General features: G+C 62.2%; 10 protein-coding genes. 3 read left to right on the forward strand and 7 right to left on the reverse strand.

The features are described 5' to 3' along the window. The first annotated feature begins 98 nt into the window (after positions 1 to 98). Entirely contained in the window at positions 99 to 719 is a 621-nt protein-coding gene (locus DMY87_RS07315; RefSeq protein WP_110791002.1) for a DUF922 domain-containing Zn-dependent protease, read from the forward strand. Positions 720 to 1013: 294 nt separating this feature from the next. Here DMY87_RS07315 and DMY87_RS07320 read toward each other — a convergent pair whose 3' ends face one another. Both DMY87_RS07320 and DMY87_RS07325 read right to left on the reverse strand, forming a co-directional pair. After that, positions 1014 to 1334, reverse strand: coding sequence for a 2Fe-2S iron-sulfur cluster-binding protein (locus DMY87_RS07320; protein ID WP_110790636.1), 321 nt, complete (start codon positions 1332 to 1334; stop codon positions 1014 to 1016). A gap of 120 nt (positions 1335 to 1454) precedes the next feature. Beyond that, complete coding sequence (locus DMY87_RS07325) at positions 1455 to 1829, reverse strand: Hpt domain-containing protein (protein WP_110790637.1); 375 nt, start codon at positions 1827 to 1829, stop codon at positions 1455 to 1457. Between the two features lie 476 nt (positions 1830 to 2305). On the opposite strand from DMY87_RS07325, the gene DMY87_RS07330 reads away from it, so the two are divergent. Continuing rightward, positions 2306 to 8119, forward strand: coding sequence for an apolipoprotein A-IV repeat region-like domain-containing protein (locus DMY87_RS07330; protein WP_110790638.1), 5814 nt, complete (start codon positions 2306 to 2308; stop codon positions 8117 to 8119). Positions 8120 to 8237: 118 nt separating this feature from the next. Here the strand turns inward: DMY87_RS07330 and DMY87_RS07335 are convergent, their stop codons facing one another. From DMY87_RS07335 to DMY87_RS07355, 5 genes are all read right to left on the reverse strand, one after another. Next, positions 8238 to 8816 (reverse strand): ABC-type transport auxiliary lipoprotein family protein, encoded by a 579-nt coding sequence (locus DMY87_RS07335; RefSeq protein WP_165826186.1) that lies wholly within the window; start codon positions 8814 to 8816, stop codon positions 8238 to 8240. An 89-nt stretch (positions 8817 to 8905) separates the two neighbouring features. Then, a complete protein-coding gene (locus DMY87_RS07340; protein WP_110790639.1) occupies positions 8906 to 10279 on the reverse strand; it encodes an MlaD family protein in 1374 nt (457 codons plus the stop codon). Between the two features lie 4 nt (positions 10280 to 10283). Then, a complete protein-coding gene (locus DMY87_RS07345) occupies positions 10284 to 11105 on the reverse strand; it encodes an ABC transporter ATP-binding protein (protein WP_110790640.1) in 822 nt (273 codons plus the stop codon). A 9-nt stretch (positions 11106 to 11114) separates the two neighbouring features. Continuing rightward, on the reverse strand, positions 11115 to 12266 hold the full coding sequence (locus DMY87_RS07350; RefSeq protein WP_425353473.1) for an ABC transporter permease: 1152 nt from the start codon (positions 12264 to 12266) through the stop codon (positions 11115 to 11117). A gap of 173 nt (positions 12267 to 12439) precedes the next feature. After that, positions 12440 to 13288 (reverse strand): UDP-2,3-diacylglucosamine diphosphatase, encoded by an 849-nt coding sequence (locus DMY87_RS07355; protein WP_110790641.1) that lies wholly within the window; start codon positions 13286 to 13288, stop codon positions 12440 to 12442. 209 nt (positions 13289 to 13497) lie between these two features. Here DMY87_RS07355 and DMY87_RS07360 point away from each other — a divergent pair, with 209 nt between their 5' ends. After that, positions 13498 to 15807 carry an NADP-dependent malic enzyme gene (locus DMY87_RS07360; RefSeq protein ID WP_110790642.1) on the forward strand — a complete coding sequence of 770 codons (2310 nt, stop codon included), beginning with the start codon at positions 13498 to 13500 and terminating at the stop codon, positions 15805 to 15807. The last annotated feature ends 88 nt before the right edge of the window (positions 15808 to 15895 follow it).

The raw sequence follows: 15895 nt of genomic DNA on the forward strand, positions 1-15895 counted from the left end.
CGGAAATCTGCGAAGCTGCAATAGTGCAGCCGCGTTGGCTATGCCCCAAGGGCGTCGCGAACACAACATCGCGGACATGAGAACATCGCGGATTGAACATGACATCATACAGCCGTCTGTGGGCGATGCTCCTTCTGGGCGCCCTGACCGGCCTCTTCCCGAACGCGGCGCAATCCGAAACCATCGTTCGCAAGTCCATCAGCTATTTCCAGATCGGGGGTAAGACCGCGGCGGATCTGGATGATGAACTGGCACGCAAGGGACCTTTCACAGAGGCGACCGGATACCGCCATCCCGGTGCCACCCAGATCCGCTTCGGCGGCGACCTGACATACACCAAACGCGGCACCCGCTGTGCGGTTGAGGATGCCACAGTCACGCTCGACACCAAGATCATTCTGCCGCGCTGGAAGAACCGGAAGCGAGCGACGCCGGAGATGGCGATGATCTGGGATGCGCTCTCGTCTGACATCAAGCGGCACGAAGAACGGCATGCCGAAATCGCCAGACAGCATGCCAAGCGTCTGGAGCAGCGGCTGCTGAACCTGCGACCGGAACGTGACTGCGATCGCCTGCAGGCAAAGGTCGCCGCCGTGACGGACGAAGTGACCCGTGCGCACGATATGGCCCAGATCGAATTCGATCGGATTGAGTCGCACAATTTCGAGGATCGCATGCTGCGCATCCTGCGCCATCGCAGCGGCAAGGTCAGAAACTAGCAGCAATCACCAGTAAATTTTGAGAGGTGGTTTTGGCAGGCTTGCCACGCCTTGTCCGAAACTTGCCGCGCAGCCTGTGAATAACCGGCGATTTCTGCCCGTGGCCCTTGATACAAATCTGAAATATAAGTGTCATCGAAAACGTTGATTAAGCGTTCCCGATTTTTCCCCGTTCTCCCGGCGCGTCCTGTTGCCACAGGTGCTTCCTCCCTCGCCTGTTTGGCGATGCGCCCGCTTGCCCCGTCGCCCGGAAAACCGGGAGACGGGGCTTTTTTTGGTGCGTTCGGTGGAGCCTCAGCCCTGGCGTTCCGGCACATGCACGACGAGACCGTCGAGCGCGGCACTCACCTTGATCTGACAGGAAAGACGCGAGGTCGGACGGACGTCGACGGCAAAGTCGAGCATGTCTTCTTCCATCGCCGACGGTGTCCCGACCTTCTCGGTCCAGGCCTCGTCGACATAGACATGACAGGTCGCACAGGCACAGGCGCCACCACATTCCGCATCGATGCCCGGAACGGAATTGCGAACGGCATTCTCCATGACCGTAGAGCCGTCCTGGGCCGCAATTTCGAAACGCGTGCCGTCAAATGCGATGATGCTGATTTGTGTCATGATGTGCGGATCCAGACTTCGCCTTGTGTAAAAATCGGCGAAGTCTTCTCGCAATTTCAAGGCCCAGTCAACTCACGGCAGAGCGAGTTGAACGCGCCGACAACGGCACCGACGGGTGTCTCAGCGCGCGAGCTTCAGGATGAAATGCTCGGCCTCGAGCACGGCGCTCGCGACGGTCGCCAGCGTATCGGCGTTAACGCCCTTGCTGTCGACAAGTTCGGCAGCGCTCGCGACACGCAAAGCGCCAACGGAAATCGCGGCGTTGCGCAGGCGCTGGGCCGCAGCCTTGTTGTCGGTCTTGTCCGACTTTGCGGTCAGCGCCTGAAGGCATCCGCGCGCCTGGCGGGCGAACATCTGCAGGATCTCGATTTCGACCGCCTTATCACCCTTCGTCTGGGCAGCCAGATGGACCAGATCGATTGGACGTTCGTGTGACGGCGTGCGCACATGATGGGTTTCGGGAGCTTCGAATGCGATGTTGACTGCTGCAGCCATGCCAAAGAACCTTCTTTTCTTCTTATTGGTGGGATCAGCCTGACATTCGGTTGTGGCAATCCTGTTAAGCGCGGGGGCGACGACCCGAAAAAGCTCGCATCATGGTTAACGAAATTTAAACCCCCGCAAAATTTGGCTTTTACGGCTAAATGGAGGTTTAAATACTGTTAACAAGCGCAGCGCCCCTTGGCGTGCTGCACCTGCGTTAATTGTAACGGAGGGCCAAATGTGTCAGTACGATACGGTTGATTGGGCCAAAGTCGTAGAACTTTGACCTCGGGCAAGTCGGTGCTAGAACAATGGGCAATGTTCGCCCCAAGGTGAGGCAGACTGCTCGGTTTCTGAGAAAGCGTTTCGTGTGGCGTGGCGGCATGCGGAGTGTGATTGTACGGCGGGAATGCGAAAGTGCGGAATGGCAGGCGGCCACCCTCACCCTTCGAGCCAGCCGAGCGTAAGTTGTAACGAGGCGTAACCCGATGGCGAACAAGAAGTCCGACTCGATTGACGAGAACGCGTTCCAGGCACTCGAGGCGGCCCTGAGTATTGATTTCGACGGTGACGAAGCGCCTGTGGCCCCGAAGCCTCGGTCGCAAACGCGCGGACCGGAGGCCATTTTGTCGGACAACACGCAGCGCCCTGCCTCCAAGAAGCCCATCGATCGTCGCTCGGCTCGCGCCGCCGAACTCGGCCCCGAGCCTGCGCCGCCGCAGCCTCGCTCCCCGGCCCTCGCCCCTGCCAATGACGGCTCCCGCCGCGCCCCTTCCGCTATGTTGAAGTCTCTGGAAGCGGCGTCGCTGAAGACGGCACTTCGCAACGCGACCATCATTTCGGCTCTGTGGGTCGTCGGAGCCATCGGCCTCTCGCAGCTCCTCTACGGCGGCGCGATCTGGCAGGCCGCCTCCGTGGCCGACATCGTCGCCATGCCGGGAGTCGTTGCGATCTTCGTCGGGACGTTCCTCCCGATCATGCTCTTCTTCGCCTTTGCCATCATGATGGCCCGCGCCCATGACCTGCGCAACGCCGCTCGATCCATGGCGGAAGTCGCGCTGCGGCTGGCCGAACCGGAAACGATCGCGTCCGAACGCATCATGACCGTCGGTCAGGCCGTTCGCCGCGAAGTCTCCGCCATGAATGAAGGTATCGAGCGCACCATCGCACGCGCCACCGAGCTGGAAACGCTGGTCCATTCCGAGGTGACGGCCCTCGAACGCAGCTACACCGACAACGAACTGCGGGTCCGCGGCCTTGTCCACGAACTGGGTTCGGAACGCGACGCGATCGTCAATCACGCCGAGCGCATCCGCTCCTCGATCGTCGGCGCCCATGAGCAGTTGAAGGAAGAGCTTTCGCTCGCAACGGAGGAGATCTCCGTCCGCCTGCAGACCTCGGGCGAAGCCTTTGCTTCGATGATCGACACGCGTGCTGCGACCCTGATGGAGAAGTCGGATGCAGCGGTGACGGCCCTCGGCTCGCTGCTGGCGCACAAGACCGACACGATGGTGCAGACGCTGGCCGCCTCCGGCATCTCACTCTCCACCGAATTCGATTCGCAGCTGAAGACGCTGACCACGACGCTCAACCAGCGCGGTCGCGAACTGCTCGGCGAGTTCGAGACCCGCGCCTCCACGCTCGACGCCAACACAGAGAAGCTGAATGCGGCGCTGAACGAGCGTGCCCGCCAGCTGAACGAAACGCTGGTCGAGCGGACCCGTGACATCGCAGAGAGCCTGAAGGGTGGCGAAAGCTCGATCACGTCGTCGCTGGACGATGTTCTTTCACGCCTCAACACCTCGCTCGAAGAGCGCAGCCGTCATTTCCGCCAAAGTCTGCAGGCCAGCGCCGACGATGCGATCGTCGACCTCGATTTGCGGTCCGGCCTCTTCGAAGACCGCTTCCAGACGACGATCGGTCAGATCAACTCCACCTTCGACGAACGCGTCGCCGAATTCGCCAGCGCGTTCGACCAGCGCGCCGGCAGCCTCGACAGCAAGCTGATGGAGAGCCTTGCCCGGATCAACGAAACCGTCAATGGCGGCTCGGATTCGATCAACGGCATCCTCACCTCGAGCATCGAACGCCTCGGCTCGACGCTGAACGACCAGTCTCTCGCACTTGCGGTCACCCTGAGCTCGGGCCAGGAGATCCTTGATGACGCCCTCTCTGGCCGCGCCCAGGAAATCGCCGACGCCATGTCGGCCCGCGCCGCAGCCCTGACCGAAAGCCTGGAAACGGCCCAGAAACGCATCGACCAGGTGATGGAAGAGCGCTCGGGTTCTCTTTACGGCGCGTTGACCGACCATCAGTCCCGCTTCGAACAGAGCCTGTCGAGCCGAGCCGAGCACATCGTCAATGCGCTTGAGGCGAACCAGGATCGCCTGGCGGAAACACTCGACCAGAAGATGGGCGGGATCGCGACCATCCTCGACGCCAAGAGCGAAGACCTGATCGACACGCTCAACACCAAGAGCCTCGAACTCGACCTGACCCTCACGGCGCGCAGCCAGGACCTTGCCGAGACGCTGAGCGACAGCCAGCGCCGGATCGACGAGACATTGAGCCAGCGGGCCTCTGCCATCATCGAGACCGTGGCCGATGCGGATCGCCGCATCGACCAGGCCTTCTCGGAAAAGGCCGAGGCAATCCGCACAGCCTATGGCGACAACCAGGAACGCCTGGAAATGTCGCTGGCCGGTCACACCTCCTATTTGAGCTCGACCCTCGAAGACGCATCCGCCGACATCGAGCGGGCACTCGGTGCCGCATCGGGCACAATCGCCGCATCTCTCAACGCCGGCGTGAGCGACATCGACGGAAAGCTTGTCGAGACCTCCGAGCGTCTGAGGGCCAACCTCGACGATGCGACACGCAATCTCGCCGAAACGCTGGGCGCGACATCCGGCACCATCGCCGCGTCGCTCACGTCCGGCATCAACGACATCGACGGCAAGCTCGGTGGCACGGCCGAGCGCCTGCGCATGACGCTCGACGATGCGACCGGCGCCTTGGCCGACACACTCGGCGAAAACGTCGCCAAGATCGCCGACACCGTGAACAGCGGCGTGCGCGACATCGACACGCGCCTTGTCGACACTCACGAGCGCATCCGCTCGACGCTCGATGACCGCACACAGGCAATCACGCTCAGCCTCGGAGAAGCGCAGGCCGCACTCGAAACGACGCTAACGGAACATGCGACTTCGCTCGGCAGCTCGCTTGCGGCCAGCACCGGCATGCTCGAAATGAGCCTCGAAGACCACGAGGAAAGCCTGCGCAAGGCCATCGACGAGAGCAGCCGCGCCCTCGACGACCGCCTGCGCGGCACCGCCGGTGCGCTGACCGAACAGATCCGCGACGCCGCTGGTGACATCACCCGCTCGGCGCAGGATTTCTCAGGAACGGTTGAGCAGTCCGTCAGCGGCATGACCATGCGCCTCGATGAAACCAGCACGCGGATCGAGCAGAGCCTCGGCACGCTCGAAGACCGCCTGCGCAACGGCCTCGACGGCGTCGATGCCCGCGTCAACGACGCCGGTGAGAAATTCGCCGCTCGCCTCGACGAGAAGGTTACGACGATCGAGCGGATCGGTGACGAAGCCTCCATGCGCGTCGCACAGGCCCTCGATGAAGGCACCAACCGCGTCGCGGAGACCTTTGACAGCCGTACCGCCCTCATCGATGAACGCCTGTCGACGATGGATCGCGCCTTGAGCGTCGGCCTTGAAAACGTCAATCGCACCATCGAGGGCAAGGCTGCCGGCCTCGCCACCGCCCTGCGCGGTGCTGTCGCCGATGCCGCCCGGGATATTGATGCGGAAACACAGCGCTCGCTCGAACGCCTGACCGAAACCAGCAGCAATTTCGTCGGCCAGATCGATGAACGCAGCGCCCAGCTCAGCAGCACGCTCGAAACCAAGTCCAATGAACTGGCAGACCGCATTTCGAATGCCGATGCGCTCGTCAATGCCCAGGTTGCCAACCTGACCGGCACGATCTCCCAGGCCAACGCGTCGCTGACGGGCGCAATCTCGGCAGCCAATTCCGCCTTGTCCGGCACGATCGCGGACGCCAACACGACGCTTTCTGGCGCCCTCACCAACGTCAACGAGACGCTGTCCGGCACGATCACCGAGGTCAACTCCACCCTCGAAAAGCGCGCAGCAGCGATCCGCGATGCCATCTCCGGCAATACGCAGGAACTCGCGGTCACGATGAACGCCGTTGAAAAGGCGCTCGAAGCCCGTGGCAATTCGATCCGCACGGTCCTCGACGATCGCACCCGCGAACTGAACTCCATGCTGTCGAGCCGGTCGGCCGAACTTTCACGCCTGATCGACGAAAAGGCAGCCCCGGTCGTCGCCTCCTATGCCGAAACCGGCCGTGCAGCCGCCGAACAGATCACGGCGGCCGCTGCCCAGAGCGCCGAACGTCTCCGGGCGGAAAACGCAGCCCTGGTTGACGCGATCAGCGAGCGCACGGACCGTGCCGTCGCCCATCTGGGCACTGCCGAACAGAACATTGCCGCAAGCGCCTTGCAGCTTATCGATCGGCTCGGCGAGAGCAATTCCGGCATTTCGAGTGTCATCGAACAAGCGCTTGAGAGCATCGGCGCACTCGACAACCGTCTCGGCTCGACGGCCTCGCGCTTTACCGAGACCGCGACCCAGGCGACAGACATGCTGTCGACCTCCAACCGTCTGCTCGACGACAAGCTCGGCCGCCTGACGGCGATCTCGGGCGAAACGCTGCAACAGGTTTCCTCGATCGTCAGCCGCTTCGGCGATCACACCAAGGTTCTCGGAAAGGCCTCCGAGCTCCTTTCCGCTGCACAGTCCAATCTCGTCGGCACGCTTGAAGAGCGCCAGCAGGCGCTCCGTGATCTCTCGGTCGGCCTCGTCAAGCGCTCGGAAGAGATCGAGACGACGATGCAGGGGCTTGGCAAGATGGTCGAGACCGCCTTCGACCGCGCCGAACAGCGTTCCGGCCAGATGGCCGGGAACCTGCGCCAGAGCGTCCAGGCCTCCTTCACCGATATCGGCCAGATCCTCGGCGAGACGGAGAAGCGGGCGCAGTCGACAGCCGCCAACATGCGCGAAAGCGTCCAGGCGTCCTTCGCCGATATCGGACAGGTGCTTGGTGAGACCGAGAAGAAGGCGCAGGTCACCGCCGCGAACATGCGCAATGCCCTGATCTCCGCCGAGCAGGAAGCGCAGCGGTCGATCGACAACACGCTCACGGAAGCCGAAAAGCGTTCGGGTGAACTGGCAAACCGCCTGCGCGGCGGCCTTGCAGTGTCGCTTGCGGATATCGATCGCCTGCTTGGCGAAGCCGGCCGCAAGTCCGAAGGCGCAGCAGCAGCCCTCAAGCAGGCCATGCAGGGCGCGGTCGAAGAGGCCGTCAGCCGTTTCACCGGTGCGACCGACGAAATCCGCCGCTCGGCAAACGATATCCGCAAGGAGCTCGACCTCACGCGCAACGAGCTGAAGCGCGGTGCCTTTGATCTGCCGGAGGAAGCCAAGGAAAGTGCGGCTGCCATGCGCCGCGCCGTGTCTGAACAGATCAAGGCATTGCAGGACATTTCGCAGCTTGTCGGCCGCACCAGCCAGACGCTGGAAATCTCCGAACCCGTTGCCCGCCGTCTGGCCGATGCGCCGGTCGAGCAGCCCCGCCGGGTACAGCCCGCTCCGGCAGCACCCGCAGCGCAGCCGGCACGCCCTGCTCCGGACTATGCCCTGCGCGGGAGCCTGAGTGCGACGGAAAACTATGCACCCCAGGCGCCGAGCCGCACCGAGGGCGGTGGCTGGATCAGCGATCTCTTGCGTGGCGCATCGCGTGAAGAGCCCGCTGCAGAACCGGTTGCCAGCCGCCCGGCGCCAGCCCCGGCACAATCCCGCCCGGCTCAGGATGCACCGGCTGCAGCCCGCCAGAGCGACACCCGCAATCCACGCCATATGGTGGAGTCGCTGAACTCGCTGTCAGTGGACATTGCCCGCGCCATTGACCATGACGCATCGGTCGACCTGTGGCGCCGTTACCAGCGCGGCGAACGCGACATCTTCACCCGTCGCCTCTACACGTTGAAGGGTCAGCAGACCTTCGACGAGATCAAGCGCAAATATGACCGCGAACCGGAGTTCCGCGTCGCCGTAGACCGATACATCGCCGATTTCGAAAAGCTGCTGGCGGATGTTGCCCGCACCGATCGCGACAAGTCGATCACCCAGTCTTACCTGACATCCGACACCGGCAAGGTCTACACGATGCTTGCCCATGCAGCAGGCCGCTTCAGCTGAAGCAGCCGCCTTCACGGCAAGATCGTCAAAAGTAAACCCCGGATCCTGAAAGGGATCCGGGGTTTTTCATTGAGGTCGGGAATGGGTAGACCGTCATGCCAGACAGCCAAGTCCGCGATCAGAGCTGCTGAAGCGTCCAGGCAACGATCTGGCCGGTGACCTGGCCGAACGCCTGATCAAGCGCTGCAACATAGGCGCTGCTGCCGCTACCGGCGGACGGCACCTCGGCGCGGAAGACCTTCTGCGCCTTGACGCTACCGTTGCGATCGTTGAGCAGCTTGACGGAGATCTCGACCACGCCACGATCACCGCCACCGGTCGCAATTTCAAAGGCACGCACGTCGCTGATCAGCTGATAGTCGATGGCCAGCCCCTGCCCCGGCTTGCCAACGCCGCCGAGACGGCCCGTGTCCTCGAAGGCCTCGACCAGCTTCGACTGCACCACGCGGGTCAGCTTGTCGCTCCACTGCGACTTGCTCAGATACTGCACCTCGGAACCTGCGACCCGCACCAGGATCTGCTCGCTGTCCACGGCCTTCAGAGCCGACGGATCCGCGATCAGCAATTGTCTGTTGCGCGCGCTGGCCGAGGTCGACACCGGCGTGGACACAGCGGACAAGTCGAAGGTGTCATTGGGTGCGCTGCCACAGCCCGAGAGTGCCAGAAGCATCGGCAGCGCCATGGCGCTGGCAAGCATCCGGACCCGGCTTGCGCGTGTCGTAACGTCACTCCGATCGGAGCACCCCTCGGGGAGAACCATCGTCTTACCCATGCCGGTCTGAGGGATCATCGGCGCGTCCTTCCGTCGAACTCTTTCACAGTATCGCCGCCGAACAGGAGGCGCTGCGGATTCTGGTCGAAATTGGTAATGGCGTCATTCAAGCCACGCACCGTCTGGCGCGTGTCCGTCACGAGCGTCTGGATGTCGCGCAGGCCTGAGCTGGAGAAGCGCTGCAGGTTCTCCGCGATCGGTCCGATGCGGGCATTGAGGTTCTCCGCCGTCATGCGGATCGACTCAAGCGTCTTGCGCGCCTCGACGCTGAGAGAATTGGCGTCGCCTGAGCCGAGGAAGGCGTCGACCTTCTTGAGGATACCGTCAACCTGGGTCGATGCGTTGTTCAGGCGATTGGCGAGCTGTGTGAAGTCATCGATCGCCTTGTCGATATCGTCCTTGCGACCGGTAATGCTGTTCGACAAGTCGCGGAAGCCGGCAATCGCCTGGCGCGCATCGGCGGAGGCGACGGAAACGTCGTCGACGACCTTGCCGACCTTCTGGCTATCGACGGCGTCGATGAGCTTGGACACTTTCGTCAGCGTCAGGTCGGCATTCTTGCCGAAAGTCTGGAATGTGTCGGCCGTCGACCGGAAACTGTCGATCGCAGGGCCGATCTTGTCGGACGCATCGGCGAAGCTTGCGGTCGCACGCTCGGTATTGGTCAGGATCTTGTCGATCTTTTCAGAATTCAGCGCCTTGAAGAGATCTTCCGCTGCCGCCAGCGTCCCATCGATCCGACCGGAAAGACCTGATACGGAATCCGACAAGGCACTGACGCTCTTCAGGAACTCGTCGATGCCCTTGGCATTGTCGGCCAGCGACTTCGAAAAGGTTTCGGCATTGCGGACCGTATTGGTCAGCGGTGCACGGGCGTCGACAATAAAGCCCTGCAGTTCGCCAATCGCATCGTCCGCACGCTTGAGAATGCGGTCGGCTGTCGACAGAAGATTGGTGACGCTGGACTGGTCGGCGGTCAGGATCGCCGGCTCGCCGGTATCGATGGCGCGCTTCAGAATCTGTTCGCCGCTGCCGCTGCCACCACCCGACAATTCGATATAGGCGGCTCCGGTCAGGCCCTGGATTTCCAGAACCGCCCGTGTGCCCGAGGTCACCGGCGCATCGGCTCGGACTTCAGTGAAGGCCACGGAAAACTCAGGATCTTCGTTGTCGATATAGAGGTTGCGCACCGAACCGACGGCGATCCCGTTGAAGCGCACGGGCGAGCCAATGCTGAGACCATTGGCCGAGCCCGGGATGCGGATGGCGAGCGGCGCCACAGGCCCTCCCCGTCCATACTGCGCCATCCAGTAAACGAAGCCGAAGGCGGCTCCGATGACCAGGATCGTGAAGAAGCCGACGATGGCATAATTGGCTTTGGTTTCCATATGTCTACTCTACCGGCTGCACGGCGGCTGTGTCCGCGCGGGGGATGGAACGGGCACGCTTGCCCCTGAAATAGGATTGCACCCAGGGATCGTCATAGGCGAGCATGTCGTCCAGCGAGCCTTGGACCATGACCTTCTTCTCGCCGAGAACGGCGATACGGTCGCAGACGGAGAAGAGGCTGTCGAGGTCATGCGTGACCATGTAGACCGTCAATCCAAGGGTATCGCGCAATTGTGCGATGAGTTCATCGAACTCGGCGGCGCCAATCGGATCAAGACCCGATGTCGGCTCGTCGAGAAACACGAGATCCGGGTCCAGCGCCAGCGCGCGTGCCAGCGCCGCGCGCTTGATCATGCCGCCCGAGAGTTCGGAAGGATATTTGTCCGCCGCATCGGGCTTCAGGCCGACGAGTTCGAGCTTCAGATAGGCAAGCTCGTCCATCAGCCACGGCGGCAGATCCAGATATTCGCGCATCGGCAGCTGAATGTTCTCCTTGACGGTCAAGGCAGAAAATAGGGCGCCGTGCTGGAAAAGCACCCCCAGCCGCGTATCGAGCGCCATACGCTCGGCATCGGTGACGGCATCATAATCGGCACCGAGAATCTCGATCGTCCCGCCACGTCGTGGCAAGAGCCGCAGAACCGTGCGCATCAGCACCGACTTGCCGGCACCGGACGCGCCGACGAAACCGAGAATTTCACCGCGATAGATGTCGAGGTTGAGATTGTCGAGGACGACCTTCTCGCCGAAGGCCACCGTCAAGTCCTTCACGGACAAGACCGTTTCACGAGTATTGGAGGAGGAGGATGACGTCGTATCAGACATAACGGCTCCTCAAAAATCGATGGCTGCGTAGAACATGGCAAACAGCCCGTCCACGAGGATGACGACGAAGATCGATTTGACCACAGAGGCTGTGACGTGGCGGCCGAGCGATTCCGCACTTCCCCCCACCTTCATCCCCTCGACGGCCGCGATGATCCCGATGATGAGCGCCATGAACGGCGCCTTGATCATGCCGGTGGCGAGCGTCGAGTAATCGACGGCATCGTGCAGGCGGGTAATGAAGACCTCGAAGGTGATCCCGGAATAGGCCCAGGCAACGACGGCCGCGCCATACAGCGCTGCGAAGTTCGCGACGATGGTCAAGAGCGGCAGGGCAATCGTCAGCGCCACGAGGCGCGGAAAGACCAGAACACCGATGGGGTTCAGGCCAATCACCTTCAGCGCGTCGATTTCCTCGCGCATCTTCATCGAACCGATTTCTGCGGTGATCGCACTACCAGAACGCCCAGCGATCATGATGGCGGTGAGAAGCACGCCAATCTCGCGCAGCTGTAGAATGCCGACGAGATCGACCACAAAGACTTCAGCACCGAAGTAGCGCAGCTGGAACGCGCCCTGCTGGGCGATGATCGCGCCGATGAGGAAGGACATGAGCACGATGATCGGCACCGCGCGAACACCCATATGGTCGAGCTGATTGACCACCGAGGCCGGAGAGACCCCAGCCCCTCTCCCGAGCTTGGTCTGAGCGCCACGCACGGCGGAACCGAGCACGAACATCATGGCGACAGCGTCTTGCCACAGCCCTATCGTCAAACGGCCGATCGGGTCGAAGACCCGTTCGAAACGGCTACGGTTGTCAGGCAGCACCTCCGGTGGCTCGACGCGCTCCGGCAAGGCTTCGATCAGCTCGCGCATTTGCGCATCACCACCCGCAAGATCGATCTCGCGACCGCGCGCCCGACGCTGCGTCATGAAGCGTCGGATCAGCCAGGCACCGGCCGTATCCATGGCGGTGACACCATCGATATCGATGACTTCCGCCCGCGTACCCTCGTCCTCGACGAGCGGTCCGGCCGACTTGATCATGTCCGAAAGGTTGGTGTTCTTCCAGCTGCCGGTCAACCGAATCACGTCGTGATCGACATGCGCCTGGCGGTCGATCTCGATATGGGCGTTTTCAGCAGGTACCGACTTCAAGGGCGCAACAACTTCCAAACCTGCGCCGGCCGAATCCCGGTCCGCAAATCACGTGATTGAATGTTGCGCACTATAAACACCGACGACCGCGATGTAATCCTTGATGAACCGTTAATTGCGACCCCGCCGCCCGATTGCCGGGAGCGATGGCCGCTTTGCAACAGATGGAACAATCAAGCGGCGCGAACGCCCTCTTTCTCGGCGCTGTCGAGCGTCGGAATCATGACCGGCACCATCTGTGGAACCTGCCTCGGAGCCGCAGCAGCACTGATCTTGTGCGCCCAGGAGATCAGCTCCAGTCGCCCGTCCGGATGTTCGGCCACCGCCGTGCAGCTCTCCACCCAGTCACCGGTGTTGACATAATGGATGCCGTCGATGTCTTCCATCAGCGCATGATGGATGTGGCCGCAAATGACACCATCCACCTCGTTGCGTCGCGCCTCCTCGGCAACGACCCTCTGAAACTCGCCGATGAAGTTGACGGCATGCTTGACCTGGAGCTTCGCCCAGGCCGAGAACGACCAGTACGGCATGCCGAGTTTGCGGCGCACCGCTGCAAGCATGACATTGATCGCGATCGCCGTGTCATAGGCCCAGTCGCCGAGATAGGCGAGCAGGCGCGCATTGCGGACGACGACATCGAACTCATCACCATGCAGCACCAGGTAGCGCTTGCCATCGGCCATCTCGTGGATCATCCGCTCGGCGACCTCGATGCCGCCGAAATGCATGCCGGGGAAATCCCGCAGGAATTCGTCATGATTGCCCGGAATGTAGACGATGCGCGTGCCCTTGCGCGCCTTGCGCAGCAGTTTCTGAACCACGTCATTGCAGGGCTGCGGCCAATACCAGCTGCGCTTCAAACGCCAGCCGTCGACGATGTCGCCGACCAGGATGATCGTGTCTGCCTCGTGGGTACGGAGAAAGTCGAGCAGAAAATCGGTCTTTGCAGCCTTTGAGCCCAGATGCACATCCGAGATGAAAAGGGTCCTGAAATGGCGAATTTCGCTTGCGTCTTCCACGGCGCTGTCCTCTTTCACTGACTGCGCATGGCTTAATCAGACTCGTGTTTCAGGAAGATGACACGCGCTCTGGCAGTCCTTGCGTGCACACTGGCGAGCGTGTGGTACCGCCCCACTCCACCCTAAGACTGAACTAAGGTCTACCACTCCAAGCCGTTTCGTGTATGACGGGATCAAACCAATCTGTGACAAGAATTGCCGGTGACACGATGACTTCCCAGGACAAGAACAAGACTGAAGCAGCCCCGAAGACGGCCGATCTCGACGAACAGGCGCTCTTCTATCATCGCTATCCGCGTCCCGGAAAACTTGAGATCCAGGCCACCAAGCCACTCGGCAACCAGCGCGATCTGGCCCTCGCCTATTCGCCCGGCGTCGCAGCCCCGTGCCTTGCCATCAAGGACGATCCGGCAGCCGCCGACGACTACACCGCCCGCTCCAACCTCGTGGCTGTCATCTCGAACGGTACGGCCGTACTCGGCCTCGGCAATATCGGCCCGCTCGCCTCGAAGCCCGTGATGGAAGGCAAGGCGGTCCTGTTCAAGAAGTTCGCCGGCATCGACGTCTTCGACATCGAGATCGAGGCCCCGACCGTCGACCAGATGGTCTCGACCATCTCGGCCCTGGAGCCCACCTTCGGCGGCATCAATCTCGAAGACATCAAGGCGCCGGAGTGCTTCCAGGTGGAAGACCAGCTGCGCGCCAAGATGAACATCCCGGTCTTCCACGACGACCAGCACGGCACGGCGATCATCGTCGCCGCCGCCATCCTCAACGGCCTGGAACTGGCCGGCAAGCAGATCCAAGACGTCAAGATCGTCGCCTCGGGTGCCGGTGCGGCAGCGCTCGCCTGCCTCAACCTGCTCGTCATCCTCGGCGCAAAGCGCGAAAACATCTGGGTCCACGATATCGAAGGTCTTGTCTACAAGGGCCGCAACGAGCTGATGGATCCGTGGAAGGAAATCTATGCGCAGGAGACCGACAAGCGGTCGCTTTCCGAAAGCATCGATGATGCCGACGTCTTCCTCGGCCTGTCGGCTGCCGGTGTTCTGAAGCCTGAATTGCTCGCCCGTATGGCGCCAAGCCCGCTAATCATGGCACTCGCCAACCCGAAGCCTGAAATCATGCCCGAAGACGCCCGCGCGGCCCGCCCGGACGCGATGATCTGCACGGGTCGCTCGGACTTTCCCAACCAGGTCAATAACGTCCTGTGTTTCCCCTATATTTTTAGGGGTGCACTCGACTGTGGCGCCACGACGATCAACGAAGAGATGAAGATGGCGGCCGTCCGCGCCATCGCAGCACTCGCGCGGGAGGAAGTCTCGGAAGTGGCGGCCCGCGCCTATTCCGGCGAAACCCCGACCTTCGGCCCGGATTACCTGATCCCTTCGCCGTTCGATCCCCGCCTCATCCTGCGCATCGCCCCCGCCGTGGCAAAGGCGGCCGCCGACAGCGGCGTCGCCCGTCGACCGATTGCCGACTACGACACCTATCTCGACCAGTTGAACCGCTTCGTCTTCCGCTCGGGCTTTGTCATGAAGCCGATCTTTGCTGCGGCAAAGAGCGCAACGAAGAAGCGCGTGATCTTTGCCGAGGGTGAGGACGAACGCGTGCTGCGCGCCGCCCAGGTTCTGCTGGAAGACGGGATTGGCGAACCGATCCTCATCGGTCGCCCGCAGATCATCGAAACCCGCCTGAAGCGCTACGGCCTGCGCATCCGCCCGGGCGTCGACTTCCAGCTGGTCAACCCGGAAGACGATCCGCGCTACCGCGACTATGTCGACGACTATTTCGCACTTGTCGGCCGTGCCGGCATCAATCCGGAGGCGGCCCGCACGATCGTGCGCACCAGCACCACCGTCATTGGTGCGCTCGCTGTCAAGCGCGGCGACGCCGATGCGCTGATCTGCGGCGTCGAAGGCCGCTTCGACCGCCATCTCCGTGACGTGCGCCAGATCATCGGCAAACGACCAGGGGTGCGTGATTTCTCGGGTCTCAGCCTGCTCATCTCTCAGCGCGGCGCCATCTTCTTCACCGACACCTTTGTCACCGACGATCCCTGTGCCGAGGAAATCGCGGAAATGACGATCCTCGCGGCGGAAGAAATTCGCCGCTTCGGCATCAGCCCGAAGGCGGCGCTCCTGTCCCATTCGAACTTCGGTTCGCGTCCCTCGGCCAGCGCGTCCAAGATGCGCCAGGCCTTGGAGATCATCCGCAAGGCGGCTCCGGAACTGGAAGTCGACGGAGAAATGCAGGGCGGCTCGGCCCTGTCGGAAAGCCTGCGCAAGCGCGCCATGCCTGACAGCACCCTGACCGGTGAAGCCAATCTCCTCGTCTTCCCGAACCTCGACGCCGCCAATATTTCGCTCGGAATTGTCCGCACGATGATGGATGCACTGCATGTGGGTCCAATCCTGCTCGGTGCAGCCCTGCCCGCCCATGTGTTGTCGACCTCGGTCACCTCCCGCGGCGTCGTCAACATGGCGGCTTTGGCGGTGGTCGAGGCATCCCAGCCGTAATAAGCGAGACGACACAGACGCACGGGCCTCGGCAGCAATGCCGGGGCCTCACGCGTAGAATTGCCGCTGGACAAGTCAGAGCTGCAGC

It is taken from the genome of Peteryoungia wuzhouensis (assembly GCF_003205195.1).
GTDB lineage: Bacteria > Pseudomonadota > Alphaproteobacteria > Rhizobiales > Rhizobiaceae > Allorhizobium > Allorhizobium wuzhouense.